Raw genomic sequence first — 22,380 nt, forward strand, 5'->3', positions numbered from 1 at the left:
GGTAGGCCGTGTCGGGCTCGAACCGACGACCCTCGGATTAAAAGTCCGGTGCTCTACCAACTGAGCTAACGGCCCGGACCGAGCCTAGCGAGAGGCCTCGGCCGCGGAACAACGGAGGCAGGAAACGCAGCATCAGCGCCGACCACGTCGCGTGCGTGATGAGCGGGGCCTGGATGCCGCCGGACGCGCGCCGCTGCAGCCCGAAGAGGGTGCCCATCACGCCGGCGGCCAGGACGAGGGCGGGATTGCGGGTCGTCGAGGTCGCCACGGCGTAGACCGCGGTCGAGGACAGGACGGGGCTCCGGTCGCCGAGCACGGCGTAGAGCGCACCACGGAAGAACACCTCCTCGCCGACGCCGTTGGCGAGGGTGGTCGCCAGTACGAGGCGGTCGTCGCCCTCGTCGGCGAAACGGAGCACCCGGGCCACCGCCTCGCCCAGGACGGGAACCCGGCGCGCGACGAGCGCTGCGGCGTAGAACAGGCCGAAGGCCGCGACGCCCGTCGCGACCGGGGTGAGCACGGGGCGGCGCAGCGTCGCGTCCCGGTTCTCGATCCAGCCCCGGTGCAGGGGCCCCGAGGCCAGGCCGCCCACGGTCCACACGCCGGCCACGGAGGCGGTGGACAGGTAGAACTCCCTCGAGCCGGGCCGCGTGGAGAGGGAGGCTCCGAGCAGCCCGGCGCCCGCCAGGGCCGTCGCGCCGACGACTCGCCGCCGGCGGCGGCGTACCGACGACGTCTCGAGCACCTCGGCCACGGCGACGTGCGAGAGCGGCTTCGGCACCAGGCGGTCCCACCGGAGGGCGCGTCTCATCGGGCTGCGGCCCGCTCCATGAGGGCCATCCGGACCGCGTCGTCGTACGTCATCGGTTGGAACGGTACGACGTCGCGCACGCTGGTGTCGGTGACCACGACCTCGTTGACCATCGAGTCCACGAGGTTGCGTCCGGCGCGCACGTCGACGTCGGTGACCAGGGCCAGCCACCGCGACGACAGGCCCGGGGTCAGGAGGGGCACCGGCACGATCGGCAGTCGGCGCCCCTCGACCGCAGCGACTCGCTCGAGCATCTCGGCGTACTCGAGCACGTCCGGTCCGCCGATCTCGAACACCCGTCCCGCGGCGTCCGGACGGCCGAGTACCCCGACCAGGTAGCGGACCACGTCGGCGACCGCGATCGGCTGGGTGCGGGTGCGCACCCACCGTGGCGTCACCATCGCCGGCAGGTGCTCGACGAGCTGGCGGGTGATCTCCCACGAGATGCCACCGTGCCCGACCACGATGCCGGCCCGGAGCACGGTGACCGGGACGCCGCCGGCGCCGAGGAGGGACTCGACCTCGCGGCGGCTGCGCAGGTGGGCGGACAGGTCGTCGCCGTCCTTGCCGAGCCCACCGAGGTAGACGAGCTGCCCCAGCCCGGCGCGTGCGGCGCGGGTGCCGAAGGCCTCCGCCGCCCGGGCGTCGCGGGTCTCGAAGTCCGTGCGGCCGAGCGAGTGGACCAGGTAGTACGCCGCCGTGCAGCCGTCGAGCGGTCCGTCGAGCGTGGCGGGATCGCTGACGTCGCCGCGCACGGCCGTCCCGGGGCCGTCGTACCGGTCGGGGTGCCGGGTCATCACGCGGACGTCGTGACCCTGCTCGACCAGCGCGGCGACCAGGCGACTGCCGACGAACCCGGTGCCGCCGGCGACCAGGACGGGTGCCCCGGAACCGTTCACCGGCTGCTCCGGTCCGGAGCGCCCGGCCGGGAGGCGGTGGCCAGGCGTCGGAGCACGGAACGGCCGACCCGGTCGCCGGAGACCAGTGCGCCCTGGATCGAGCTGGTGTCGCGGTGGTCGCCCGCGACCCACACCCCGGCGCCGGGCAGGTACGCCGGCCGGCGCAGCGGGTGCGGGGCGGTCATGGACGGCAGCGCGAACGGGACGTCGTGCGTGGCGACCAGGTCCCAGTCGTCGTCGGGAGCATGGTGCAGCGTGGCGGCGGTGCGTCGCGCGGTGGCGGCGTCCACTCGCGCCCGGCCGTCGGTGTGCAGCACCGAGGTGGCCACGAGTGCCCGCCCGTCGTTCGAGTACGACGGTGCCGACGCCGTGAGGACCACCGAGTTGGTGACGCCCGAGCCGTCCGCGTCGACGGCGAGCGTCCCGTCCAGTCCCTGCCACGGGCGGGCCGCGAACCAGAAGGTCGTCACGCCGCGCGGCTGCGGCGCCGTGCCCAGCGCAGGCACCAGGGACGGCGCCGTCCAGGGGTCGGTGGCGACCACGACCGCGCGGGCCTCGAGGGTGGTGCCGTCGGCGAGCGTGACCCGGTCCGCCCGCACCTCGGCCACGGGGCTGTCGAGCCGTACGGAGCCCGGCGGAAGCTGCCGGGCGAGGGCGTGGGGGAGGGCCTGCATGCCGGTCGACGGCACCGCCGAGCGGCCGGTGGCGAACATGCGCATCATCAGGTCGGTGAACACGCGGCTGGTCGTCAACTCGTCCTCGAGGACCACGCCGGAGACGAACGGCACCAGGACGTCTCGCACCAGGCCGGTCGGCAGGGTCGCCCACGCCTCGCCGGCCGTCACGTCGCGGCGCTGCTTGAGCCGGCCGGCGTCGGTGGCGAGCACCGAGCCGGCGTACCGGGCGAGTGCGGCCTTCCCGCGCAGCCCGGTGGCGGAGGACGCCAGTGCGCGCAGGGGCGCGGTCGGCGAGGAGGCCGGGTGCGGCAGGTCGTGCAGCCGTCCGCCCCGCCGGACGCGGATCCCGCTCGGCAAGGGACGCAGGTCCAGGTCCCGTAGCCGGACCGCTCGCCGCAGGGCGGGATAGGCGGTGTTGATCACCTGGAACCCGCGGTCGACCGTGAAGCCGTCCACGACGTCGCTGCGCACGCGCCCGCCGACGCGGTCGCCGGCTTCGACCACCAGCGCGGCAACGCCCTCCCGGTGCAGCCGGGTCGCGCACGCGAGTCCGGCGAGACCGCCGCCGACGACGAGGACGGGGACCATCACGCGCCGACCGGGAGGGCGTCGGTCCGGGACAGGGGCGGCATCAGGTCGGGCGACAGGCTCAGCAACCACGCCCGCGCGCTCAGCCCCGACCCGGCCTGAGCGGCGGCGTGCAGCCAGGCGCCGACGTACCTCCTGGTCGTCGAGTCCTTCGCGAGTGCGGGGTCGCCGTGGCGGCACAGCTCCAGGCGCCAGGTGACGGCGCAGGTCGCGTCGTAGAAATCGAGGAAGGCCTCGACATCGCCGGTCGCGGCGCGCACGAGGAGGCGCCGCAGGTCGGCGTCGGACGGGTTCGCCTTGCTCATCGGATCTCCCCTTGGCCTAAACAAGAACATCAACAATCTGTTTAAGATTAGGCTATGAGCATGGACCAGGACCTCGACGCGACGCAACCCCCGGCAGGCTCGGGCGTCGCGGACGAGGAGGGCCGCGAGGGCGAGCTGACCATCGGCGACCTCGCGCGCCGCGCGGGCGTGAGCACGGCCGTGCTGCGGATGTGGGAGTCCCGGCACGGGTTCCCCGAGGCGCGCCGCCTGGCCAGCGGGCATCGCCGCTACACGGAGGACGACGTCGACCTCGTCCGACAGGTCCTGCGGCGCAAGGCCGCCGGCGTCCGGCTCGAGGTGGCCATCGCCGAGTCCGCGGCGAGCGCTGCGCCGGCGACCCCGTCGATCTTCGCGGAGCTGCGGCGGCGGCACCCCACGCTGGCGGTGCACCGGCTGCGGAAGTCCACGCTCATCGCGCTGTCGTGGGCGATCGAGGACGAGTGCTGTGCGGTCGCCGACCATCCGGTGCTCTTCGGCGCCTTCCAGCGCGGCAGGTTCTACGAGGCCTCAGCCGGACGCTGGGCCGAGCTGTCCCGGGTCGCTCGCTCGGCGATGGTCTTCGCCGACGAGTGGGACCCCGGGGCCCGCGCGGACCGCGGGCCGGTGCGGGTGGACCTGGCAGCCGACGCCCCGATGCGGCGCGAGTGGGCGGTCGTCTGCGACGCGCTGGACTCCCCGGCGTGCCTGTCGGCGTGGGAGCTGCCCGGGCAGTCCGGCGTACCGGACCGGGAGCGGGTCTTCGAGGCGGTGTGGACGGTCGACCCGGTCGCCGTGCGGGACGCCGCCCGGGTCGCGGCAGGCGTGGCAGCCGGCGCGGGAGTGGCCGAGGCGATCCCGCTCCTCCACGACCTCGCCGAGCCGCCGGCCTCGCGGATCACCACGCCGGTCGCGGTCACCGCCCTCTTCAACCGGGTCGTGGCGTACGTCGACCGGCTGGTCTGACCGGTCGGGTCAGTCGTCCTCCGGGGCCAGCACCGGCAGCGTGCCGTCGACGACCGCCTGGCCGATGCTCTCGCGCAGCCGGTCGCAGACCGGCGGCAGTCCCTTGATGGCGGAGCCGGGGGACCAGGAGGTGCAGGCGGCCATCGCCTCGTCGGACCACTGGACGGAGGTCTGCTGCCAGCTGGCCTTGCGGACCAGCACCCGCGCGGCGCACGACGTGCACGTCAGCGGGTGCATCGGGGCCTCGGCCAGCCGGTTGTCCGGCCGCACGCCCATCAGGCGTCCTGGGGCTGGGGGACCGCTGCGGCAGACTCGGCGGCGGCCTCGGCGCGGCGGGCGAGGTTCTCCTCGACCTCGCGCTTCCAGGCCTCGACCGGCTTGGTGGTGTCGAGCTCGAACTCGAAGCGCTCGGTCATCTCGGGGGTGACCTGGTCGGCGTCGACGTAGAACTGCTCGTACCAGCGGCGCAGCTGGTAGACCGGGCCGTCCTCCTCGCACAGCAGCGGGTTGTCGATCCGGGTCTTGTTCTTCCAGATCTCGACGTCCTGCTCGAAGCCGAGGCGGACCGTGGCGACCATCTTCGCGGCCAGCGCCTCGGCGGCGGCCGGGTCGTCGTCCTCGACCTCGGGGCGCTGCATGCTGATGCCGTAGAGCAGCATGAAGGAGTTCTCGTCGATCGGGTAGTGGCAGTTGATCAGCACGGTGCGGGTGTCGCCGTGCTCGTAGTGGTAGATCAGGTCGTCGATCATGAACGACGGGCCGTGGTACGTCGCCACCGACGTGTTGCCCAGGCGCTTCGGGGCGCCGATGGCGACCTCGGCGGGCCGCATGTCGTCGCGGTTGACGCCCTTCTGCAGCTGGGTCGCCGTGTGGCCCTCGAAGGTGTTCTTGAAGTACGTCGGGAACGCGTGGTGCACGTAGAAGAAGTGCGCCATGTCCACGACGTTGTCGATGATCTCGCGGCAGTTCGTGTTGACGATCGTGCTCGCCCACGCCCAGTCGGTCCAGGTCGGGTCGGACGGGCCGCCGTCGATGAGAGGGATGGCCTGCTCGGGGATCGGGGCCTTGCCCTCGTGGTCGTGCCACACGAAGACCAGGCCGTCCTGCGTCATCGCGTGCCAGGTGCGGGTGCGGGCACGCAGCGGGACCCGCCGCGAGTACGGGATCTGCTTGCAGCGGCCGTCGCCGCCCCAGCGCCAGTCGTGGAACGGGCAGGCGACCTCGTCGCCCTTGATCGATCCCTGCGACAGGTCGCCGCCCATGTGGCGGCAGTACGCGTCGAGGACCTTGATGTCGCCCTGGCTGTCGGCCCACACGACGAGCTTTGTGCCGAACGCCTGGATCGAGTGCGGCCTTCCGTCGCGGAACTCCTTCTCGAGACCGATGCAGTGCCAGCCGCGGGCGAACCGGGCGGGGGCGGCCTCGAACTCGATGTGGCGGACCTCGTCGGCGCCCGTGCTGTTCTGCACCGCAGTCATCTCGATCTCCTCGTGGTGGGGCTGGGTCATGAGCTCGTGGGGGCGGGGACGGAGAGCCCTGCCGATGCTGGGACGTTATGGACGGCGAACCCGTCTGGGCACGAAGGTCCCGCTGATCGGGATCCCCGGCCGAGTGCGTCGACGGCGGGGCTTCCCTACCGTCATGACCTCCATCACAAGCCAGTCCGCACCTGCCCCCGATACCGCTTCCGGCCGCGTCGCCGACAAGGTCGTCATCGTCACCGGCGGCTCGCGTGGCATCGGTGCCGCGTGCGTCCGCCGGCTCGTGCAGGAGGGCGCGCGGGTGGTCATCGCCGACGTCCTGGAGGCCGAGGGCAAGGCGCTCGCCGACGAGCTCGGCGACCGGGCGTCGTACGTCGCCCTCGACGTGACCAGCGAGGACGGCTGGGAGCGGGCGATCGCCGAGGCGGAGGCCGCCTTCGGGCCGGTGTCCGGCCTGGTCAACAACGCCGGCATCGTGCACGTCGACCCCATCGAGCAGCACAGCGAGGCGGACTACCGCCGCGTCATCGACGTCAACCAGGTCGGTGTCTTCCTCGGCATGAAGGCCGCGATCCCCTCGCTGCGCAGGGCCTCCGTGGCCGGCGTGGGCGGCTCGATCGTCAACATCTCCTCGACCGGCGGCCTGATCGCGTACTCGCGGATCATCGGGTACGTCGCCTCGAAGTGGGCCGTGCGCGGCATGACCAAGACCGCGGCCCAGGAGCTCGGCCCCGACAACATCCGGGTCAACTCCGTGCACCCGGGCTTCACCCGCTCCGAGATGACCGCCAACTCCGCGCGGTCGCACGAGGGCGCCCAGCACCAGCCCCTGGCCCGCCAGGCAGAGGCGGTCGAGATCGCCAACCTCGTGCTGTTCCTGATCTCCGACGAGTCCAGCTACAGCACCGGATCCGAGTTCGTCGCCGACGGCGGCTTCACCTCGCTCTAGGCACCCGCCGCCGAGCGCACCGACAAGGAGAGACACCCATGAAGGACTTCAACGGCAAGGTCGTCGTCATCACCGGCGCCGGCGCCGGCATCGGCCGCGAGCTCGCGGTCCAGCTCGCCCGCGAGGGTGCCCGGCTGGCTGTGTCCGGACGCAGCATCGCCAACGTCGAGGAGACCGCCGAGCTGTGCCGCAAGGCCGGCGCCGAGGCCCGCGCGTACGAGGTCGACGTCACCGACCGCAACGCGGTCATCAAGCACGCCGACGAGGTCGTCGCCGACTTCGGCAAGGTCAACGTCGTCATCAACAACGCCGGTGTCTCGCTGGTCGCCAGCGTCGACGAGGTCAGCTGGGACGACCTCGACTGGATCGTCAACATCAACTTCTGGGGCGTCGTACACGGCACCAAGGCGTTCCTGCCGCACGTCATCGCCTCCGGCGACGGCCACATCGCCAACATCTCCAGCATGTTCGGCCTGGTCGCCTGCCCGACGCAGAGCGGCTACAACGCCACCAAGTTCGCGGTCCGCGCGTTCACGGACTCGCTGCGCCAGGAGATGAGGATGTACGAGCACAAGGTGGGCGTCAGCAGCGTCCACCCCGGCTCGATCCGCACCGACATCGCCAAGAAGGCCCGCGCCGGCGGCGACCGCGACGTCGCCCAGCTCGCCGCGAACTTCGACCGGATCGCCAAGATGACGGTCGAGGAGTGCGCCGACATCATCATCAAGGGCATCCGCAAGGACAAGGCGCAGATCCTGTGCGGCAACGACGCCAAGTTCATGGCGGTCCTGCCGCGGGTCATGGGCCCGGGCTACCAGAAGGTCATCACCGCGCTGTTCAAGAAGGACGTGAAGTAGCCACCCCCTCGTCCGTCGTACGACGAAGCCCCCGGATGCATCGAGCGTGCGGGGGCTTCTCGCTCCGGACGTCGAGGAGGTTGCGCAGCAACCGTCACGAGACGACGCGAGGTGATGCCGGAACCGTCCGCAGACAGTCCCGGCATCACCTCGCCTGGTCTCGTGACGCGCCACGACCTTGCTTGCTCCGCGGCGCGAGCTCGTCGGCGCTCCTCGACCTTCGGCCGCTGACCGCGGGTTCGCGAGCTCACCCGCGGGCGGCCTCCAGCACCTCGACCGTGCCGGCGGCGCCGTCGACGCGGACGAGCATCCCGTCGGTGAGGCTGGTGGAGGCGTGCTTGGTGTCCACGACGCAGGGGATGCCGAACTCGCGGGCCACGATCGCGGCGTGGGAGGCGGCGCCACCGATGTCGGTGACGACGGCGGCGGCGTACCCGAACATCGCGGTGTGGCCCACGTCGGTGACGGACGCGACGAGGACCTCGTCGGGCTCGATGTCGTCGTCGGGGGTGCGTAGGACGCGGACCCGGCCCTCGACGGTGCCCGCGCTGACGCCGATGCCGCCGATGGTGTCGCCGACCGCGACGCCGTCGTGCACGCCCTCGGGGGCCCAGGTGCCGACGACGACGTCGGGCATCCGGATGCCCTGCAACCGCACCCGCTCGGTACGACGCCGGGCGACCCGCTCCTCGAGGCCGGCCGGGTCGACGAACAGCTCGTCCAGGGTCAGGTAGAACGCGTCGTCCACCGCCGAGAGCCGGCCCGCGGCGACCAGCCGCCCACCCCGCTCGCGTACGGCGAGCCGCAGGGCATGGGTGTAGCGGACCACGCCGTCGCGGGCGCGCTCGCGGGCCAGGATCGCGCCGGCGGCCATCTTGCCGGTGCGCGACTTCATGACCGGCGCCGCGTCACGCGACGCAGCCGGCCGCAGGGCGGCCGCAGCGGCGGAGCCGACCAGGTGCGCCGGCCGGTCGGAGAAGGACGGGTTCGCCAGCTCGCACTCGCCGGGGCCGCGGTGGCCCATGACGGCGAGCTGTGCGTCGAGCGCGGCCGCGAACGACGGGGAGGCGGCGCGCAGCGCCTCGACGTCGCCCTCGCCGGCCAGCTTGAGCAGGTGGTCGTCGCCGCGCAGCTCGTCGGCGAGGCGCTCGACGGCGAGCATGGTGCGCGCCGACTCGAGGAGCTCGACGTCGACCGCGACGTGCTCGGGCTCCTTGCCCCGCTCGTGGATCCCGTCGGCGGCGCTGGTCATCATCACGCCGATCGACGCGACGGACCAGGCGTGGGCGAGACGGTCGCGCCACAACAGGGCGCGGGTGTGCAGCTGGTCGTCGCTCAACGCGGCCACCTGCTCGGCGGTGAGGCTCTCGGCCGCCGCGGCGGTGTGCACGGCCTCGGCCTCCTCCTTGAACTTCCGCGCCCGGGCGATCACCCGGCTGGTCGCGGTGAAGGTGGCGATCCGGCTGGCGAGGCCGGTCGGCATCGGCGGGCCGCCCTGGGGCCGGAAGACGACCTCCTCGGGGATGTTGCCGTAGACGTCCTTGCGGACGGTGGCCTCGTCCCAGCCGGGCATGTTCTCGACGATGTTCACCCCGACCGAGGCGTTGATGTAGACGCAGTGGCCGAGCACGCCGAGCACCAGGCTGGTCTGCTGCTCCAGCGCCGCCCCCTCGAGGGCGAGCATCCGGCCCATGCCCTCGTTGGAGATCCGCTGCGCACCGAGCTGGAGGTCCAGCGACATCGGGGTGAGCGGGCCGGGCAGCGCCTCGGACGTGTTCGTCGCCGTCAGTACGGCGAGCCGCGGGTCGACCAGCGTGTCGAACTCGCCCTGGTACTCGGCCGACGACGCCGCCGCCACGAGCGAGCCGCCGTCGCTGGCGGGCAGGTTGTTGGGGATGACGTACGTCGGCAGGCCGAACCGCCCGGACTCGACCGCCGCGCCGCGCTTGGTGATCCGGGTGCCGCGCAGGCCGCGGGCGAGGTCCTCGACGGCCTCGCGGGCGGTCCAGCCGTAGCCGAAGCCGGCCGGCACCGCGCTCTCGGCGAGCGGGGCGGCGGGTCGGGCCGAGACACCGGGCACGGCGGGCTTCACGCCGGCGACCTGAAGCAGCCTGCGCGCTTCGGAGCCGCTGACGGTGCCGGGCGCGGCGAGCACGAAGGGGCCGGGAGCGCCATCGACGGCGACGGCCGCCAGAGCACGGTTCAGGTCGTCGTGGTGCACGACCTGCCGCGCGGCCGAGCCGCTGCCGAGCAGGTCCGCGAGGGTCTGCAGCGCCGCCCGGTCGGTACGGCGACCGGCGACCGGGGCGACCTCGACCACCACGACCTCGGCTCCTGCGGACGACAGCGCGGCCGCTGCAGCAGAGCTCTCGCCGAGCGGGACGGGGAGCACGATCCGGGTGCCGGGCGCGACGGGGAGCGGGCCACCGGCGAGGTGCACGACGACATCGACCGAACCGGCGGCGTCGACGTCGGCGACCACGACGACGCCCGGGTCCAGGTAGCGGTGCTGCCCGACTCCGACGACCTCGTGGCCGGCGGCCAGCAGCAGGCGGGCGACGTCGCGCCCGTCCTCGGTGGCGACTCCCGTGATCAGGACGCGCATGGACTCTCCTCCTCGTGGTTCCCCGGCCCCTCGTACCGGAGCCAGACGAGGAGCGTCCGGCCCGTGAGGCCGGTCACGTCCCGGAGTCCCACTCAGCGGGAGACTCCTGAAGCGGGAGCGGAGCGGGCCGCAGGCTCCCGGTCCGGGCCGCCCCCGCCGTGCCCGACGACCGCGCTTCTCGCTGAACGGGACTTGCGCCCCACCGCCGCACGCCGGTCCGTTGTCTAGGACCGCACCCCCCACGACCGAGCAGCCCCGCAGCACGCCCCAGGAGGACACGATGACGGACCCGACCACGACGGCCTGGCAGCACGAGGTCGACCTGCTCGTGGTCGGCGCGGGCGCGGGCGGCATGACCGCCGCGCTCACCGGCGCCCTGTCCCGGCTCGACACGCTGCTCGTCGAGAAGGCCGCGACGTACGGCGGCACCACCGCCCTGTCCGGAGGCGGCATCTGGGTCCCGAACAACCCGACCCTGGAGCGCGCGGGCATCACCGACCCCGAGGAGCGGGTGGTCGAGTACCTCGAGCACATCACCCACGGCACGATCGCCCGCGACCGGCTCCAGGCCTACGCGCACCACGGTCCGGCGATGTTCCGGATGTTCGAGAAGCAGACCGAGCACCTCGAGTTCAGCTGGTGCCCCGGCTACTCGGACTACCACCCCGAGGCGCCGGGGGGACGTCCTGAGGGTCGCTCCGTCGAGTGCCCGCCGTTCGACATGCACAAGCTCGGCGAGCTCGCCTACACCCAGCGCGGCAGCGCGATGAAGATCCCCGGCGGCCTGATCATCACCTCCGCCGACTACGTGCACCTCAACATGGTCACCCGCACCTGGCGCGGCCGGTGGCGCGCGCTCAAGCTCGGCGTGAAGGCCACCCTCAACAAGCTGCGCCGCCGCCAGATGGTCTCGCTCGGCCTGGCGCTGGTCGCCCGGCTGCGGATCTCGCTGCGCGACGCCGGCGTCCCGGTCTGGCTGGAGACCCCGCTGCTCGACCTCGTCCGCGACGAGGACGGCACGGTCGTCGGCGCTGTCGTCGAGCGCGACGGTGCGCCGTACCGGATCCGGGCCCGACGCGGCGTGATCATCGCCAGCGGCGGGTTCGACCACAACGAGGCGATGCGCAAGGAGTACCTCCCCGAGGTCGGCCGCGCCGGCGTGTCCGGCGGCGCCGACACCAACACCGGCGACGGCATCCTGATCGGCCACGCGGCCGGCGGCGCCCTCGACCTGATGGACGACGCCTGGTGGATGCCCGCGGTGCGCAAGCCCGACGGCCGCGTGCACTCGCTGGTCTCCGAGCGTTCGATCCCCAACTCGGTCATCCTGTCGCCCGAGGGCGAGCGGTTCACCAACGAGGCGTCGCCGTACGTCACCTTCGTGCACGACCAGATCGCCCACGGGCACCCCTACCTCTGGTTCGTGATGGACCAGACCGCGCGACGCCGCTACCCGTTCGGCGCCACGGTCCCGGGCGCCGACCTGCCGCAGAAGTGGTACGACGCCGGCACCGCCCACAAGGCCGGAACCCTCGACGAGCTGGCGCGGCAGACCGGCATGGACGCCGCCACCCTCACCGCCAGCGTGCGGCGCTGGAACGAGATCGTCGCCAGCGGCAAGGACACCGACTTCGGTCGCGGCGAGAGCGCCTACGACCGCTACTACGGCGACCCGACGCTGCCCAACCCGGTGCTCGGCGCGGTCGACAACGCGCCGTACTACGCCGTGCGGATCGAGGCCGGCGACCTCGGCACCAAGGGCGGCCTGGTGACCGACCGCGTCGGCAAGGTGCTCGACGCCGACGGCAATGCCGTCGTGGGCCTCTACGCCACGGGCAACGTGGCCGCCTCGGTCATGGGCAACGACTACGCCGGTGCCGGCGCGACCATCGGCCCCGCCATGGTCTTCGGCTACCTCGCCGCGCTGCACGCCGCCGGCGCCACCAACTGAGAACACCGGCAGGACAAGGAGAGACAGCCATGGGAACGCTGGACGGACGCGTCATCATCATCACGGGCGGAGCCCGCGGCATGGGGGCCTCGCACGCCCGGCACCTGGTCGCCGAGGGTGCGAAGGTGGTCATCGGCGACGTCATCGACGACGCCGGTGAGCTCCTCGCCAAGGAGCTCGGCGACGCCGCCGTGTTCGTGCATCACGACGTCACCTCGGCGGCGGACTGGGACGCGATCGTGGCGGCCGCCGTGGAGGCCTTCGGCGCCGTGCACGGCCTGGTCAACAACGCCGGCGTGCTCAGCTTCGGCTCGCTCGCCGACACCACGCCCGAGGCGTTCCAGCGGATCATGGACATCAACGTGACCGGCTCCTTCCTCGGCCTGCGCGCGGTCGCCCCGGTGATCACCGACGCCGGCGGCGGATCGATCGTCAACATCTCCTCGATCAACGGCCTGCTCGGCACCGGCTTCACGACCGCCTACACGGCCAGCAAGTTCGCGGTCCGCGGCCTCACCAAGGCCGCCGCCCAGGAGCTCGGCCCGGCCGGGATCCGGGTCAACTCGATCCACCCCGGCGGCATCGCCACCCCGATGACCCAGCACGAGGGCGGCGACGCCGCGGGTGCGGCGTTCGCGAAGTTCCCGATCCCCCGCTGGGGCCAGCCCGAGGAGGTCTCGCCGCTCGTGGCGTTCCTGCTGTCCGACCTGTCCAGCTACTCGACCGGCGGCGAGTTCGTCGTCGACGGTGGCATCACCAGCGGCCTGTACTTCTCATGATGGCGACCATCGACCGACCGGCCATCGCTGCCGGCATCCGTGCCGACGTCGTCCGTCTCGACGGCACCTGCGAGCTCGACCGCGCCGCCATCGGCGGCAAGGCGTGGAGCGTCAACGCGATGCGTGCGCTCGGCCTGCCCGTCCCGCCCGCCGTGGCCCTGACGACCGGCTGCTGCGCGGCCTTCTACGCCGCCGACGGCGCGCTCCCCGACGACGTCTGGGAGCAGGTACGACGCGGCGTCGCCTTCCTCGAGGAGGAGACCGGCCGCCGCTTCGGGAGCACCGAGCGTCCGCTGCTCGTCTCGGTGCGCAGCGGTGCGCCGGTCAGCATGCCCGGGATGATGGACACCGTCCTCAACCTCGGCCTCACCGACGCGACCGCGGCCGCACTGGTCGCCGAGAGCGGCGACGAGGCGCACGTCGCCGACACCCGCGAGCGCTTCGTGCGGCAGTACCAGGAGACCGTGGCCGAGGGCCCGGTCCCCGACGACGCGTGGGCCCAGCTGCGCGCGGCCGTGGCGGCCGTCTTCGGCTCGTGGCAGTCCGCCCGCGCCCGGACCTACCGCCGCACGCGGGGGATCGCCGACGACCTCGGCACCGCTGTCACCGTGCAGGCGATGGTCTTCGGCAACCTCGACGACGACTCCGGCACCGGCGTGCTCTTCTCGCGCGATCCGAGCACCGGCGACCCCGCCCCGTTCGGCGAGTGGCTCGTCCGCGGCCAGGGCGAGGACGTCGTGTCCGGCCGGGTCACTCCGAAGGCGCTGGCGACGCTCGCCGAGCAGATGCCGTCCGTGCACGCCGACCTGATGAAGGCGACCGCGACCCTGGAGGAGTCCGGGCGCGACGTGCAGGACATCGAGTTCACCGTCGAGGGCGGGCGGCTGTGGCTGCTGCAGACCCGGGCGGCCAAGCGGACGGCGGCGGCCGCCGTACGGATCGCGGTCGACCTGGTCGACGAGGGCGTCCTCACGCCGGCCGAGGCCGTGGCCCGGGTCAGCGCCGAGCAGCTGCAGGCGGTCGTCGAGGCCGCGTCCGGCGCCGGGACCGGTACGCCGGTCGCGACCGGCGAGTCGGCCTGCCCCGGCCTGGCGTACGGCGTCGCCGTCGCCGACCCCGACGAGGCCGAGGAGCGCGCGGAGGCCGGTGAGGACGTCATCCTGGTCCGCTCCGCCACCTCGCCCGACGACCTGCACGGCATGCTCGCCGCCAACGGCATCGTGACGGAGTACGGCGGTGCGACCTCGCACGCCGCCGTCGTCAGCCGCGAGATCGCGCGTCCCTGCGTCGTCGGCTGCGGTGCCGGCACGGTCGAGTCGCTGGTGGGTCGCGAGATCACCGTCGACGGCGCGACCGGCGAGGTCTGGGAGGGCCGGATCGAGACCGTCGCCGCCGAGGAGAACCCCTACCTCGCCCGGCTCCAGGCCTGGGCGGCGGAGATCGGGTGAGTGTCGCGGTCGTGACCGGTGCCTCGCGGGGCGCCGGCCGCGGCATCGCCCGGGCGCTCGGCGACCTCGGCGCGACCGTCTACCTGACCGGTCGTTCGGCCTCGGTCGCGGACGTCGCCGAGGAGGTCACCGCTCGCGGCGGCCACGGGATCGGTGTGGTCTGCGACCACGGGGACGACGACGCCGTGGCGGCCCTGTTCAGCCGAGTGGGGGAGGAACAGGGGCGCCTCGACGTCCTCGTCAACAACGCGATCGCGCTGCCGTCCGGGCTCGGCGAGGACCAGCCGTTCTGGGAGCGGCCGCTGGACCACCAGCGGATGTTCGACGTCGGCCTGCGCTCGACGTACGCCGCCGGCTGGTACGCCGCGCCGCTGCTGATCGAGGCCCGCGGGCTGCTCGTGAACACCTCGTCCTTCGGCGGCGGGTGCTACATGCACGGTCCGGCGTACGGCGCCGCGAAGGCCGGTGTCGACCGGCTGGCGCACGACATGGCGATCGACCTGGAGCCCCACGGCGTCACCGCGATCTCGCTGTGGATGGGGATCCTGCGCACCGAGCGGACGCTCGCCGCGCTCGCGGCCGATCCCGACAAGTACGGCGACCTGGCTGCCCGCACCGAGTCCGTGGAGCTTCCCGGCCGGGTGATCGCGGCGCTGTGGCAGCACCCCGACCGGGCGCGGTGGAACGGGCAGGTCGTCGTCAACGCGGAGCTCGCCGTCGAGCTCGGCGTGACGGACGTCGACGGCGGGCAGCCGCCCTCGCACCGGTCGATGCTGGGCGGACCGCCCGCGGTCAACCCCGCGATCGTGCGCTGATCACGCGCCGAGCGCCCGGGCGCTCGCCCGTCGACCCGCGATCCGGCCGAACGCCAGCGCGTCGGCGATGTGCATGCCGCCGTCCTTGCACCAGCTGTAGGTCGTGCTGACCCCGCCCGCGGCGTACAGGCCGGGGATGGTCTCGCCGAACGGGTCGAGCACCTCGGCGTGCTCGTTGCGGCGCGGGCCGCCGTTGCTCCAGGCGACCATCGGCGCCGACGTGAACGCGTAGTACGGACCGTCGCCGAGCGCGACCAGGGTCGACGGCTCGCGGCCGAACTGCTCGTCGAAGCCGGCCGCGCAGGCCGCGTTGTAGCGGGCCACCGATGCGACCAGCAGCTCCGGGTCGACGCCGATCAGCGGTGCGAGCTCCTCGAGCGTGTCGGCCTTGTGCAGCCATCCCTTCTCGACCTCGACGCTGTTGTCCCAGCTCCACTCGTAGCCCTCGACCAGCACGTTCCAGCCGACCGGCAGCATCGCCGCGGTGGGCGAGACGGGCCCGGCCAGGCGGGTCTCCTCGTCGAAGACGGCGTGCAGGCTGCGGACGGGGACGTGCTCGTAGGCCCCGTGCACCAGGCCCTGGCCGTGCCCGGTCCGGGGCAGCTCGTCGACGCAGCGCCGACCGTCGCCATCGACGTACAGGAAGCCCTTGCGGAAGGAGAACCGCGTGTAGAAGCCGCTCTCGAAGCCCGGGACGCGGAAGCCCTCGATGCTGGTCATGTTGTCCATGTGCCACAGGTCGGCGCCCGCCTTCTGGGCCATCCGGTGCCCGTCGCCGGTGTTGTACGGCGAGCCCCAGGTCAGCGTGTCCGGGAAGCGGAGGTAGTCGCGGACCATGCCGGCGTCGCCCTCGAAGCCACCGGTCGCGAGCACGACGCCGCCCGCCGCAGGGAGGGTGCGGCGGGTGCCGTCGGCGTCGGTGACCTGGACCCCGACGACCGTGCCGTCGGCGTCCTGGACGAGGCGCTCGGCACGGGTTCCGAGGAGCACCGTGATGTCGCGGCGGGCGAGTGCCTCGGTGAGTGCGGTCAGCAGCCGGGAGCGGCCGAGCGCGCCGCCGACGGCACGCCAGCCGGTGACCGCGTCGCTGCCCTCGAGCTCGGGGAACTCCGGCGGGATCTCGACGACCGTGCCGGCGATGCCGCGGTCCAGGGTGCCCGGGACGGCGCCGACCTCGGCGCCGACGGTGTCCCGCATCCACGCGGTGGTGCGGGTGCACTCCTCGGCCCATGCCGCGATGACCGGCTCGGGGACGCGGCGCTCGCCGCACAGGCTGCGCAGGTAGACCGCGGCCCGCTCGGCGCTCGACGGCTCCCACCACGCGCCACCGGACACGCGGGTGCTGCCACCCTCGAGGCCGGCGGCCATCTTGTCGACGAGCACCACGCGGGCGCCCGCGTCGTGGGCCTCGATCGCCGCGGCGCAGCCGGCCGCGCCGTGGCCGAGGACGACGACATCGGCCACGAGGTCGGCCGCGAGGTCGCCCATCAGTGCGCCCGGCCCGCGACCGCCTCTTCGAGCCGGGTACGGCCGCTGAGCTGGATCAGGTCCTCGTGGAGCTCGAACCACACCGTGTGGTAGCTGTCGAGGATCGGGCGCGCCACCCAGGTGGTGTCGCCCTCGGCCAGTCGGTCCTGCGCGTGCTGCAGGCGCTGGGGATAGCGGGCCAGGCGCGGCGCGACCTGCGCGAGCCGCTCGACGAGCGGGAGAACCCGGGCGTGCAGGTCGGCGAGGCGCGCGAGCACCTCGGCGTCGTACGCCGCGTCGGTGTGGTCGTTCGGCGTGCCGTCGGCCCTGAGCTGCCACGCGGTCACGATGGTCTTGAGGTCGGAGTTGACGACGCAGAAGTCGTCGTACGCCGAGGCGAGGGAGGGCTGGTCGACACTCGCCGCGTCGGCGGCGAGCAGCTCGGCCAGGCGGTCGCGGCCGGGGTCGGCGAGCCGGAAGCCGGCGCCGGCCTTGACCAGCTCGCCCGCGGCCGCGAGATCCGTCAGCAGGGCGCCAGCCGCCTCGGGGGTGATCCCCAGGGGCGTGGCCACGTCGGCCTCGCGGACCCGGCCCTTCAGCTCGACGACGCGCAGCACGCTGAGCAGGGTGGGCTCGGCAACGGACATCTCGATCTCCTCGTCTCGTTCGGTTCACCCGAGGTTCACCTGATCGCGCGGTGTGAGGGCCGTCGCTCCCGATCAGCGGGACGAGTACGCGCCGAGCCGGTCGCTGCCGGGATCGTGACAACGTCGTCATCCCGATCAAGACGGAGGCAGTTGTGGGCACGGTGAGCGAGGCCACCCGGTGGCTCGACCTGGCAGAGGTCGACAACATCCGCGACCTCGGCGGCCTCCCCGTCGCGGGCGGCGGCTGCACGCGCTCGGGCGTGGCGTTCCGGGCCAGCACCCTGCAGGAGATCTGTGCCGCCGACGTGACCGAGCTGGTCGACGTACGCCGGCTGCGGACGATCATCGACCTGCGCCTGCCCGACGAGGCCGCCCGCGAGGGCCACGGGCTCCTCGGCAACGCGGGCGTGCGCGTGGTGAACCTCCCGGTGAAGAAGGCCGACGCGACCCTGCTCGACGTGGTCGTCCCGTCCGGCACCAGCGCCGATCTCGGCGCGCTCTACTGGCAGCTGCTCGCCGGCAGCACCGAGTCCTTCGTCGAGGCCGCCCGGATCATCGGCGACCCCGAGCAGCACGCCGTGGTCTTCCACTGCGCCGCCGGCAAGGACCGCACCGGCGTCATCGCCGCCGTGCTGCTCGACGCCGTGGGCGTCTCCTCCCACGACATCGCCGCCGACTACGCGCTCACCTCCGAGCGCGCGGGCCAGGTGCGTGCGCGGTTGATCCGCATCCCCGCCTACAAGAACCTCCCCAACGTCGGCCAGGGCGTCTTCGCCGTCGACGGCACCGCCATCGGGTCCTTCGTGGACGCGCTGCGCGCGACGTACGGCGGCGGCGCGGAGTTCCTGCTCCGCCACGGCCTCACCGAGACCGAGCTGGCGGCGCTGCGGCTCGCGCTGGTGGGCGGCACCGGTTCTCGTTGAGTTGCCCCATCCTCACCGTTGAGTTGCCCCGTCCACACCGTTGAGTTGCCCCGTCCACACCGTTGAGTTGCCCCGTCCACACCGTTGAGTTGCCGCGTTCACACCGTTGAGTTGCCGCGTCCTGACCGTTGAGTTGCCGCCTTCTCACCGTTGAGATCGGCAACTCAACGGTGAGAAGGCGGCAACTCGACCACGAGGATGGGGCAACTCAACGGTGTGAACGCGGCAACTCAACCCCCGAGCGCGCGCAGCCGGCCGATCAGCGCGCGCGCGTGGTAGCCGCCGACCCTCACGTCGCGCCACAACCGCGCGACCGGGTCGCCGTTGTCGAGCGCGTGGGCGCGCAGGCTGGCGAAGACCAGGGCGGTCGCCTCGACGGCCCGGTCGACGGCGTACAGCTGGTCCTCGAAGGGATCGCGCGGCTGGTCGTCGGGGTCGTGGTGGCCGGTGGCCTGCTCGCGCAGCACGAGCGCGGCGCCGTCGACGAGCGAGGCGGCGCGGGCGATCCGGGCGGGGGAGAGGTCGAGCGCCGTGACGTCCTCGCCGCCGTGGGACAGCGCGAGCCTCCGCCGGGACTGGTCGAGGTGGGTGACGAGCGCACCCGCGGCCGAGCCGACCAGCGCCATCGCGGCGATGGTGCCGATCGCCCGCAGGTCGGCACCGCGGTGCTCGGCGTCGGCCCACGAGCCGACCGGGATCACCGCCCCGCGGACCCGCACGTCCTGGGCGCCCGACGCCGTCAGGCCGACGGTGTCGACCGGGTCGGAGAGCTCGCAGTCCTCGATGGGGACCAGGGCAAGGCCGGCGCGCCCGGGCTCGCCGGGCACCTCGTGGCGTCGTACGCCGAGCAGCAGCCAGGAGGCATTGGCCGCACCGGTCACCGCGGTCCACCGGCCGTTGAGGACCAGCTCGTCCTCGGGCCCCACCAGGCGGCCCGCGGGCTCGGGACTGAACGCGACCAGTGGGTCGCCGGCCTCGTCCCGCAGCCGGTCCCACGCGGCCTGCGGGAAGAGGTCGAGCAGCCACGGCACCGCGCCCCCGGCGGCGGTCACCCAGCCCGTCGAGCCGCACGCCGCGGACACCGTCCGGACCAGCTCGACCAGCTCCGCCTCGCGGTCGCCGCGCTCGCCGGCCGGCACCAGCGCGAACGCCCCCGCGTCGAGCAGCGCGGCCAGCACCTCGGTCGGGATCCGGCGCTCCGCCTCGGTGCGGGCGGCCTCCTCGCGGATGCGGGGGACCAGGTCCTCGACACGGTCGCGGAGCGCGGTGTGGGTGTGCAAGGGTCCTCCTAGTGTTCAGGTCGACACTAGTCGTGACGGAAGGGGAACGGTGAGCGAGGCGACCGACGCGGTCATCGCCGGGGTGCGGGCCATGCTTCCCGACCTGGCCCGCGACGCAGCGGCCGTCGAGATCAACGGCGCGGTCGACAGTGCGGTCGTCGAGAGGCTCACCGGGATCGGCCTGTTCCGGATGCTCCGGCCCGCGGCCTATGGCGGCCTCGAGGCCGACCCGGTCAGCTTCTTCCGCGCTGTCCGCCTGCTCTCGCGCTCCTGCCCCTCGACCGGCTTCGTCGCCTCCATCCTGGGCGCCCACGAGTGGCACCTCGCGCTCTTCGACGACCGCGCCCAGGCCGAGGTCTGGGGTGCCGACCCGCGCGCCCGGCTCGCGTCGTCGTACACCCCCGACGGGCAGCTCACCCCCACCGACGGCGGGTTCCGGCTCACCGGACGATGGCGTACGTCGACCGGCATCCACCACGCGTCATGGGCGGTGCTCGGTGCGCTGCTGCTCGACGAGAAGGGCGAGCCGGTCGACTTCGTCGGCACCCTGGTCCCGGCTACCGACTTCCGCATCGAGGAGCGCTGGGACCCGACCGGCCTGCGCGCCGTCGGCGCTGATGGGGTGGTCGTCGAGAACGCGTTCGTGCCGTCCTACCGCACCTTCGGGTCGCGCGAGCGGATCCTCCAGGAGGACCCGGCCTGGGCGGGCAACCTGGCGCCGCTGTTCCGGATGCCCTACAGCGTCATCCACACCCACGCCGTCGCCGTCCCCGTGATCGGTGCCGCAGAAGGTGCCTACGAGGCCCTGCTCGCCGACCGCCCCGAGGCCGCCGCCTCCCCGAGCGTCGCCCGCGCCGCCACCGACCTCCACGTCGCCTGGCGCCAGCTCACCGGCCACCTCGAGCGCCTGCTCCAACGCGCCGAACGCAACGAGCCGCCCGACACCGAGAGCGCCGTCCGCGCCCGCCGCGACCAGTCCCTCGCCGCCGAGCGCGCCGTCCGCGCCATCGGCGCCTTCCTCGACGCCGCCGGCCCCGAGGCCTGGGAGCGCCGCCACCCGCTCCAGCGCGCCTGGCGCGACGCCCAGGTCGCCGCCACCAACGCCGCCAACTCCGTCGACCAGACGCTGTCGATCTTCGGTCGCTGGGCCTACGGGCTCGACGTCGGCGACCGGTGGTGGTGAGGGCGGGGCGTCGGTCCCCGGCATGCGCAGCCGCCGCGGGCCGGGTGCATTGTCTGCGCCCGGTCGGGTTGTAACACGTTGTCCACCTCACTGGTCGCCGCTTGTCAGCACGACACGCCGCCGACACGCGGCGGTACCTGCTGACAACTGCCAGGTAGTCGGGTGGACGGCGTGTTACAGCGAAGGACCCGCCGCGCTCGGCTACACCCAGCCGTCGGCCGGCAGCGTCCGCAGCAACCGTCCGAGCACCCCGTCCGACTGTGGCCGCACCGGCTCGGCGTCCTCGTCCTGTCCGGAGAGCCGCTGGGTGACGTGGGCGGCGGCGCGGAGCATGAGCGGACCGAGACGCTCCAGCTTCTCCAGGGGTACGGCGCCGCCGACCGAGATCGCGGCGAGCAGGCCGTCGGCGCGGATGGCGGCGCCGAGGGCGGAGGTGCCGAGGACCAGCTCCTGGTTCTCGTAGGCGAGGCCGCGGCGGGCGCGGATCCGGCCGAGCTCCTGGTGGAGGGTGGGCAGGTCGTCGATGGTGCGGGGGCTGCGCTTGGGCAGGCCGGGCCGGAACAGCGTGTCGATCTCCTCGCCGGGGAGCTGGGCGAGGATCGCCTTGCCGAGGGCGGTGGCGTGGGCGGGGACCCGGCCGCCGACGCGGGACGCCGTACCGACGTTGCCGGAGGCGGCCGTCGCGGCGCGACCGGCGATCCGGTCGAGCACCAGCACGTCGGTGCCGATCAGGACGCCGAGGTGCACGACCAGGCCGGTGTCGAGGTGCAGCCGGTTGAGGACCGGCGCGGCGACGGAGCGCAGCTCGGGATGCTCGGACGGCGAGTGCCGGGCGGTCGAGGCGCCGGCGGACAGCGAGTAGCCGTCGGGGCGGCGCTGGATCCAGCCGGTGACGAGCAGCTGGTCGAGGATCCGGTGGACCGTCGAGCGCGGTAGGCCGGTGCGGGTGGCGATGTCGTCGAGCCGGAACCGCGCGCCGGGCTCGTCGAAGACCCGCATGATCAGGGCGATCCGCGCGACCATCGACACCGGCGGGTCGGAGCTCTCCCCGTCCGCCTTCTTCTTCGCCGCGGCACTCGCCATGCGGCTCATGATAGGCCCGCCGTACGACGGCCCGAGGCCACGATCAGCTCCAGAAGTCCTGCTCGCCCCAGTGCGCGAAGCCCGCCTTGGGTGCGTCCAGACCGAACCGGCCGCGATGGAAGACCAGCGGCGGAGCGGCGTCGAGCTCGAGGCCCTGGACCCGCCCGATCGCGATGTCGTGGTCCCCGGCGACGTGCACGGTCTCGAGCGTCGCGTGCACCCGGAGCACGGCACCGGGCAGCGCCGGGGCGCCGTGCGGCGCGGTCCAGTCGAGCCCCTCGAAGCGCAGCCCGGTGCGCGAGCCGAAGCGCTGGCACAGGTCGACCTGCTCCTCGGCGAGCACGTTGACGCAGAAGGCCTCGGCCGACCGGATCCGGGCCCATGCGCGCCCCTCGCGGGTCGCGCAGAACAGCACCAGCGGCGGCTCCAGCGAGAGGGACGCGAACGACTGGCAGGTGAAGCCGACCGGCTCGTCGTCGTGGACGGCGGTGACCACGGTGACCCCGCTCGGGAAGGCGCCCATCGCGCGCCGCATCACGTCAGGAGTCGGCTCCAGCACCTCGGCGGGCCGCGGGGTCGGGGAGAAGGCGAGGGCGCTCATGACATCGGACGGTAAGGAATGTTCCGATTCGTAACACTCCGGTCCCGTCCAACGGGACCTGAGCCACT

General features: G+C 73.3%; 21 protein-coding genes and 1 tRNA gene. 9 read left to right on the forward strand and 13 right to left on the reverse strand.

From position 1 onward, the window contains the following. Positions 1-2: 2 nt before the first annotated feature. From FBY23_RS05630 to FBY23_RS05650, 5 genes are all read right to left on the reverse strand, one after another. A tRNA-Lys gene (locus FBY23_RS05630) sits at positions 3-75 on the reverse strand. After that, positions 38-811, reverse strand: coding sequence for a CPBP family intramembrane glutamic endopeptidase (locus FBY23_RS26895; protein ID WP_141800877.1), 774 nt, complete (start codon positions 809-811; stop codon positions 38-40). The genes FBY23_RS05630 and FBY23_RS26895 overlap by 38 nt, the downstream gene beginning before the upstream one ends. Beyond that, positions 808-1,710: an NAD(P)H-binding protein gene (locus FBY23_RS05640; RefSeq protein ID WP_222117735.1), complete on the reverse strand. Its 903-nt coding sequence runs from the start codon at positions 1,708-1,710 to the stop codon at positions 808-810. Before FBY23_RS05640 ends, FBY23_RS26895 begins: the two co-directional genes overlap by 4 nt. Continuing rightward, positions 1,707-2,975: an NAD(P)/FAD-dependent oxidoreductase gene (locus FBY23_RS05645; RefSeq protein WP_141800879.1), complete on the reverse strand. Its 1,269-nt coding sequence runs from the start codon at positions 2,973-2,975 to the stop codon at positions 1,707-1,709. The genes FBY23_RS05640 and FBY23_RS05645 overlap by 4 nt, the downstream gene beginning before the upstream one ends. After that, positions 2,975-3,280, reverse strand: coding sequence for a hypothetical protein (locus tag FBY23_RS05650; protein ID WP_141797251.1), 306 nt, complete (start codon positions 3,278-3,280; stop codon positions 2,975-2,977). The genes FBY23_RS05645 and FBY23_RS05650 overlap by 1 nt, the downstream gene beginning before the upstream one ends. 54 nt (positions 3,281-3,334) lie before the next feature. Here FBY23_RS05650 and FBY23_RS05655 point away from each other — a divergent pair, with 54 nt between their 5' ends. Continuing rightward, the gene (locus FBY23_RS05655) at positions 3,335-4,243 is read left to right on the forward strand and encodes a DICT sensory domain-containing protein (protein WP_141797252.1); all 909 of its coding nucleotides are present in this window, start codon (positions 3,335-3,337) and stop codon (positions 4,241-4,243) included. A gap of 9 nt (positions 4,244-4,252) precedes the next feature. Here FBY23_RS05655 and FBY23_RS05660 read toward each other — a convergent pair whose 3' ends face one another. Then, positions 4,253-4,519 (reverse strand): hypothetical protein, encoded by a 267-nt coding sequence (locus FBY23_RS05660; RefSeq protein ID WP_141797253.1) that lies wholly within the window; start codon positions 4,517-4,519, stop codon positions 4,253-4,255. Next, positions 4,519-5,721: a Rieske 2Fe-2S domain-containing protein gene (locus FBY23_RS05665; protein ID WP_141797254.1), complete on the reverse strand. Its 1,203-nt coding sequence runs from the start codon at positions 5,719-5,721 to the stop codon at positions 4,519-4,521. The genes FBY23_RS05660 and FBY23_RS05665 overlap by 1 nt, the downstream gene beginning before the upstream one ends. Positions 5,722-5,884: 163 nt before the next feature. On the opposite strand from FBY23_RS05665, the gene FBY23_RS05670 reads away from it, so the two are divergent. Both FBY23_RS05670 and FBY23_RS05675 read left to right on the forward strand, forming a co-directional pair. Continuing rightward, a complete protein-coding gene (locus FBY23_RS05670) occupies positions 5,885-6,673 on the forward strand; it encodes a glucose 1-dehydrogenase (RefSeq protein WP_141797255.1) in 789 nt (262 codons plus the stop codon). Between the two features lie 38 nt (positions 6,674-6,711). Next, a complete protein-coding gene (locus FBY23_RS05675; protein ID WP_141797256.1) occupies positions 6,712-7,530 on the forward strand; it encodes an SDR family oxidoreductase in 819 nt (272 codons plus the stop codon). A gap of 247 nt (positions 7,531-7,777) precedes the next feature. Here FBY23_RS05675 and FBY23_RS05680 read toward each other — a convergent pair whose 3' ends face one another. Then, the gene (locus FBY23_RS05680) at positions 7,778-10,135 is read right to left on the reverse strand and encodes a PEP-utilizing enzyme (RefSeq protein ID WP_141797257.1); all 2,358 of its coding nucleotides are present in this window, start codon (positions 10,133-10,135) and stop codon (positions 7,778-7,780) included. Positions 10,136-10,415: 280 nt separating this feature from the next. Here FBY23_RS05680 and FBY23_RS05685 point away from each other — a divergent pair, with 280 nt between their 5' ends. The 4 genes from FBY23_RS05685 to FBY23_RS05700 are packed head-to-tail and all read left to right on the forward strand — an operon-like array spanning position 10,416 to position 15,128. Beyond that, positions 10,416-12,086, forward strand: coding sequence for an FAD-dependent oxidoreductase (locus tag FBY23_RS05685; RefSeq protein WP_141797258.1), 1,671 nt, complete (start codon positions 10,416-10,418; stop codon positions 12,084-12,086). 29 nt (positions 12,087-12,115) lie between these two features. Then, positions 12,116-12,865, forward strand: coding sequence for a glucose 1-dehydrogenase (locus FBY23_RS05690; RefSeq protein ID WP_141797259.1), 750 nt, complete (start codon positions 12,116-12,118; stop codon positions 12,863-12,865). Then, positions 12,865-14,313, forward strand: a complete 1,449-nt coding sequence (locus FBY23_RS05695) for a pyruvate, phosphate dikinase (protein WP_141797260.1) — start codon at positions 12,865-12,867, stop codon at positions 14,311-14,313. The genes FBY23_RS05690 and FBY23_RS05695 overlap by 1 nt, the downstream gene beginning before the upstream one ends. After that, complete coding sequence (locus FBY23_RS05700) at positions 14,310-15,128, forward strand: SDR family NAD(P)-dependent oxidoreductase (RefSeq protein ID WP_222117737.1); 819 nt, start codon at positions 14,310-14,312, stop codon at positions 15,126-15,128. The genes FBY23_RS05695 and FBY23_RS05700 overlap by 4 nt, the downstream gene beginning before the upstream one ends. On the opposite strand, the gene FBY23_RS05705 is transcribed toward FBY23_RS05700, so the two are convergent. Together FBY23_RS05705 and FBY23_RS05710 are read right to left on the reverse strand one after the other, a co-directional pair. After that, positions 15,129-16,616: an FAD-dependent oxidoreductase gene (locus tag FBY23_RS05705; RefSeq protein WP_141797261.1), complete on the reverse strand. Its 1,488-nt coding sequence runs from the start codon at positions 16,614-16,616 to the stop codon at positions 15,129-15,131. After that, positions 16,616-17,242 (reverse strand): MarR family transcriptional regulator, encoded by a 627-nt coding sequence (locus FBY23_RS05710; protein ID WP_141797262.1) that lies wholly within the window; start codon positions 17,240-17,242, stop codon positions 16,616-16,618. Before FBY23_RS05710 ends, FBY23_RS05705 begins: the two co-directional genes overlap by 1 nt. Before the next feature lie 152 nt (positions 17,243-17,394). On the opposite strand from FBY23_RS05710, the gene FBY23_RS05715 reads away from it, so the two are divergent. Beyond that, on the forward strand, positions 17,395-18,165 hold the full coding sequence (locus tag FBY23_RS05715) for a tyrosine-protein phosphatase (protein WP_160158169.1): 771 nt from the start codon (positions 17,395-17,397) through the stop codon (positions 18,163-18,165). A 230-nt stretch (positions 18,166-18,395) separates the two neighbouring features. Here FBY23_RS05715 and FBY23_RS05720 read toward each other — a convergent pair whose 3' ends face one another. Further along, positions 18,396-19,445: a hypothetical protein gene (locus FBY23_RS05720; RefSeq protein WP_141797264.1), complete on the reverse strand. Its 1,050-nt coding sequence runs from the start codon at positions 19,443-19,445 to the stop codon at positions 18,396-18,398. A 49-nt stretch (positions 19,446-19,494) separates the two neighbouring features. On the opposite strand from FBY23_RS05720, the gene FBY23_RS05725 reads away from it, so the two are divergent. Then, positions 19,495-20,628 carry an acyl-CoA dehydrogenase family protein gene (locus FBY23_RS05725; protein ID WP_141797265.1) on the forward strand — a complete coding sequence of 378 codons (1,134 nt, stop codon included), beginning with the start codon at positions 19,495-19,497 and terminating at the stop codon, positions 20,626-20,628. A gap of 201 nt (positions 20,629-20,829) precedes the next feature. Here FBY23_RS05725 and FBY23_RS05730 read toward each other — a convergent pair whose 3' ends face one another. Together FBY23_RS05730 and FBY23_RS05735 are read right to left on the reverse strand one after the other, a co-directional pair. Next, complete coding sequence (locus FBY23_RS05730) at positions 20,830-21,711, reverse strand: IclR family transcriptional regulator (protein ID WP_222117738.1); 882 nt, start codon at positions 21,709-21,711, stop codon at positions 20,830-20,832. A 43-nt stretch (positions 21,712-21,754) separates the two neighbouring features. Beyond that, positions 21,755-22,312, reverse strand: coding sequence for a flavin reductase family protein (locus FBY23_RS05735; RefSeq protein ID WP_141797266.1), 558 nt, complete (start codon positions 22,310-22,312; stop codon positions 21,755-21,757). Between the last annotated feature and the right edge of the window lie 68 nt (positions 22,313-22,380).

The sequence above is a fragment of the Nocardioides sp. SLBN-35 genome (assembly GCF_006715725.1).
GTDB lineage: Bacteria > Actinomycetota > Actinomycetes > Propionibacteriales > Nocardioidaceae > Nocardioides.

What these genes read in the sequence shown, in the direction of transcription:
- FBY23_RS26895 (WP_141800877.1), bottom strand. Translation starts at nt 811, where the DNA reads ATGAGACGCGCCCTCCGGTGGGACCGCCTGGTGCCGAAGCCGCTCTCG.
- FBY23_RS05645 (WP_141800879.1), bottom strand. Translation starts at nt 2,975, where the DNA reads ATGGTCCCCGTCCTCGTCGTCGGCGGCGGTCTCGCCGGACTCGCGTGC.
- FBY23_RS05650 (WP_141797251.1), bottom strand. Translation starts at nt 3,280, where the DNA reads ATGAGCAAGGCGAACCCGTCCGACGCCGACCTGCGGCGCCTCCTCGTG.
- FBY23_RS05655 (WP_141797252.1), top strand. Translation starts at nt 3,335, where the DNA reads ATGAGCATGGACCAGGACCTCGACGCGACGCAACCCCCGGCAGGCTCG.
- FBY23_RS05660 (WP_141797253.1), bottom strand. Translation starts at nt 4,519, where the DNA reads ATGGGCGTGCGGCCGGACAACCGGCTGGCCGAGGCCCCGATGCACCCG.
- FBY23_RS05665 (WP_141797254.1), bottom strand. Translation starts at nt 5,721, where the DNA reads ATGACTGCGGTGCAGAACAGCACGGGCGCCGACGAGGTCCGCCACATC.
- FBY23_RS05670 (WP_141797255.1), top strand. Translation starts at nt 5,885, where the DNA reads ATGACCTCCATCACAAGCCAGTCCGCACCTGCCCCCGATACCGCTTCC.
- FBY23_RS05675 (WP_141797256.1), top strand. Translation starts at nt 6,712, where the DNA reads ATGAAGGACTTCAACGGCAAGGTCGTCGTCATCACCGGCGCCGGCGCC.
- FBY23_RS05680 (WP_141797257.1), bottom strand. Translation starts at nt 10,135, where the DNA reads ATGCGCGTCCTGATCACGGGAGTCGCCACCGAGGACGGGCGCGACGTC.
- FBY23_RS05685 (WP_141797258.1), top strand. Translation starts at nt 10,416, where the DNA reads ATGACGGACCCGACCACGACGGCCTGGCAGCACGAGGTCGACCTGCTC.
- FBY23_RS05690 (WP_141797259.1), top strand. Translation starts at nt 12,116, where the DNA reads ATGGGAACGCTGGACGGACGCGTCATCATCATCACGGGCGGAGCCCGC.
- FBY23_RS05695 (WP_141797260.1), top strand. Translation starts at nt 12,865, where the DNA reads ATGGCGACCATCGACCGACCGGCCATCGCTGCCGGCATCCGTGCCGAC.
- FBY23_RS05705 (WP_141797261.1), bottom strand. Translation starts at nt 16,616, where the DNA reads ATGGGCGACCTCGCGGCCGACCTCGTGGCCGATGTCGTCGTCCTCGGC.
- FBY23_RS05710 (WP_141797262.1), bottom strand. Translation starts at nt 17,242, where the DNA reads ATGTCCGTTGCCGAGCCCACCCTGCTCAGCGTGCTGCGCGTCGTCGAG.
- FBY23_RS05730 (WP_222117738.1), bottom strand. Translation starts at nt 21,711, where the DNA reads ATGGCGAGTGCCGCGGCGAAGAAGAAGGCGGACGGGGAGAGCTCCGAC.
- FBY23_RS05735 (WP_141797266.1), bottom strand. Translation starts at nt 22,312, where the DNA reads ATGAGCGCCCTCGCCTTCTCCCCGACCCCGCGGCCCGCCGAGGTGCTG.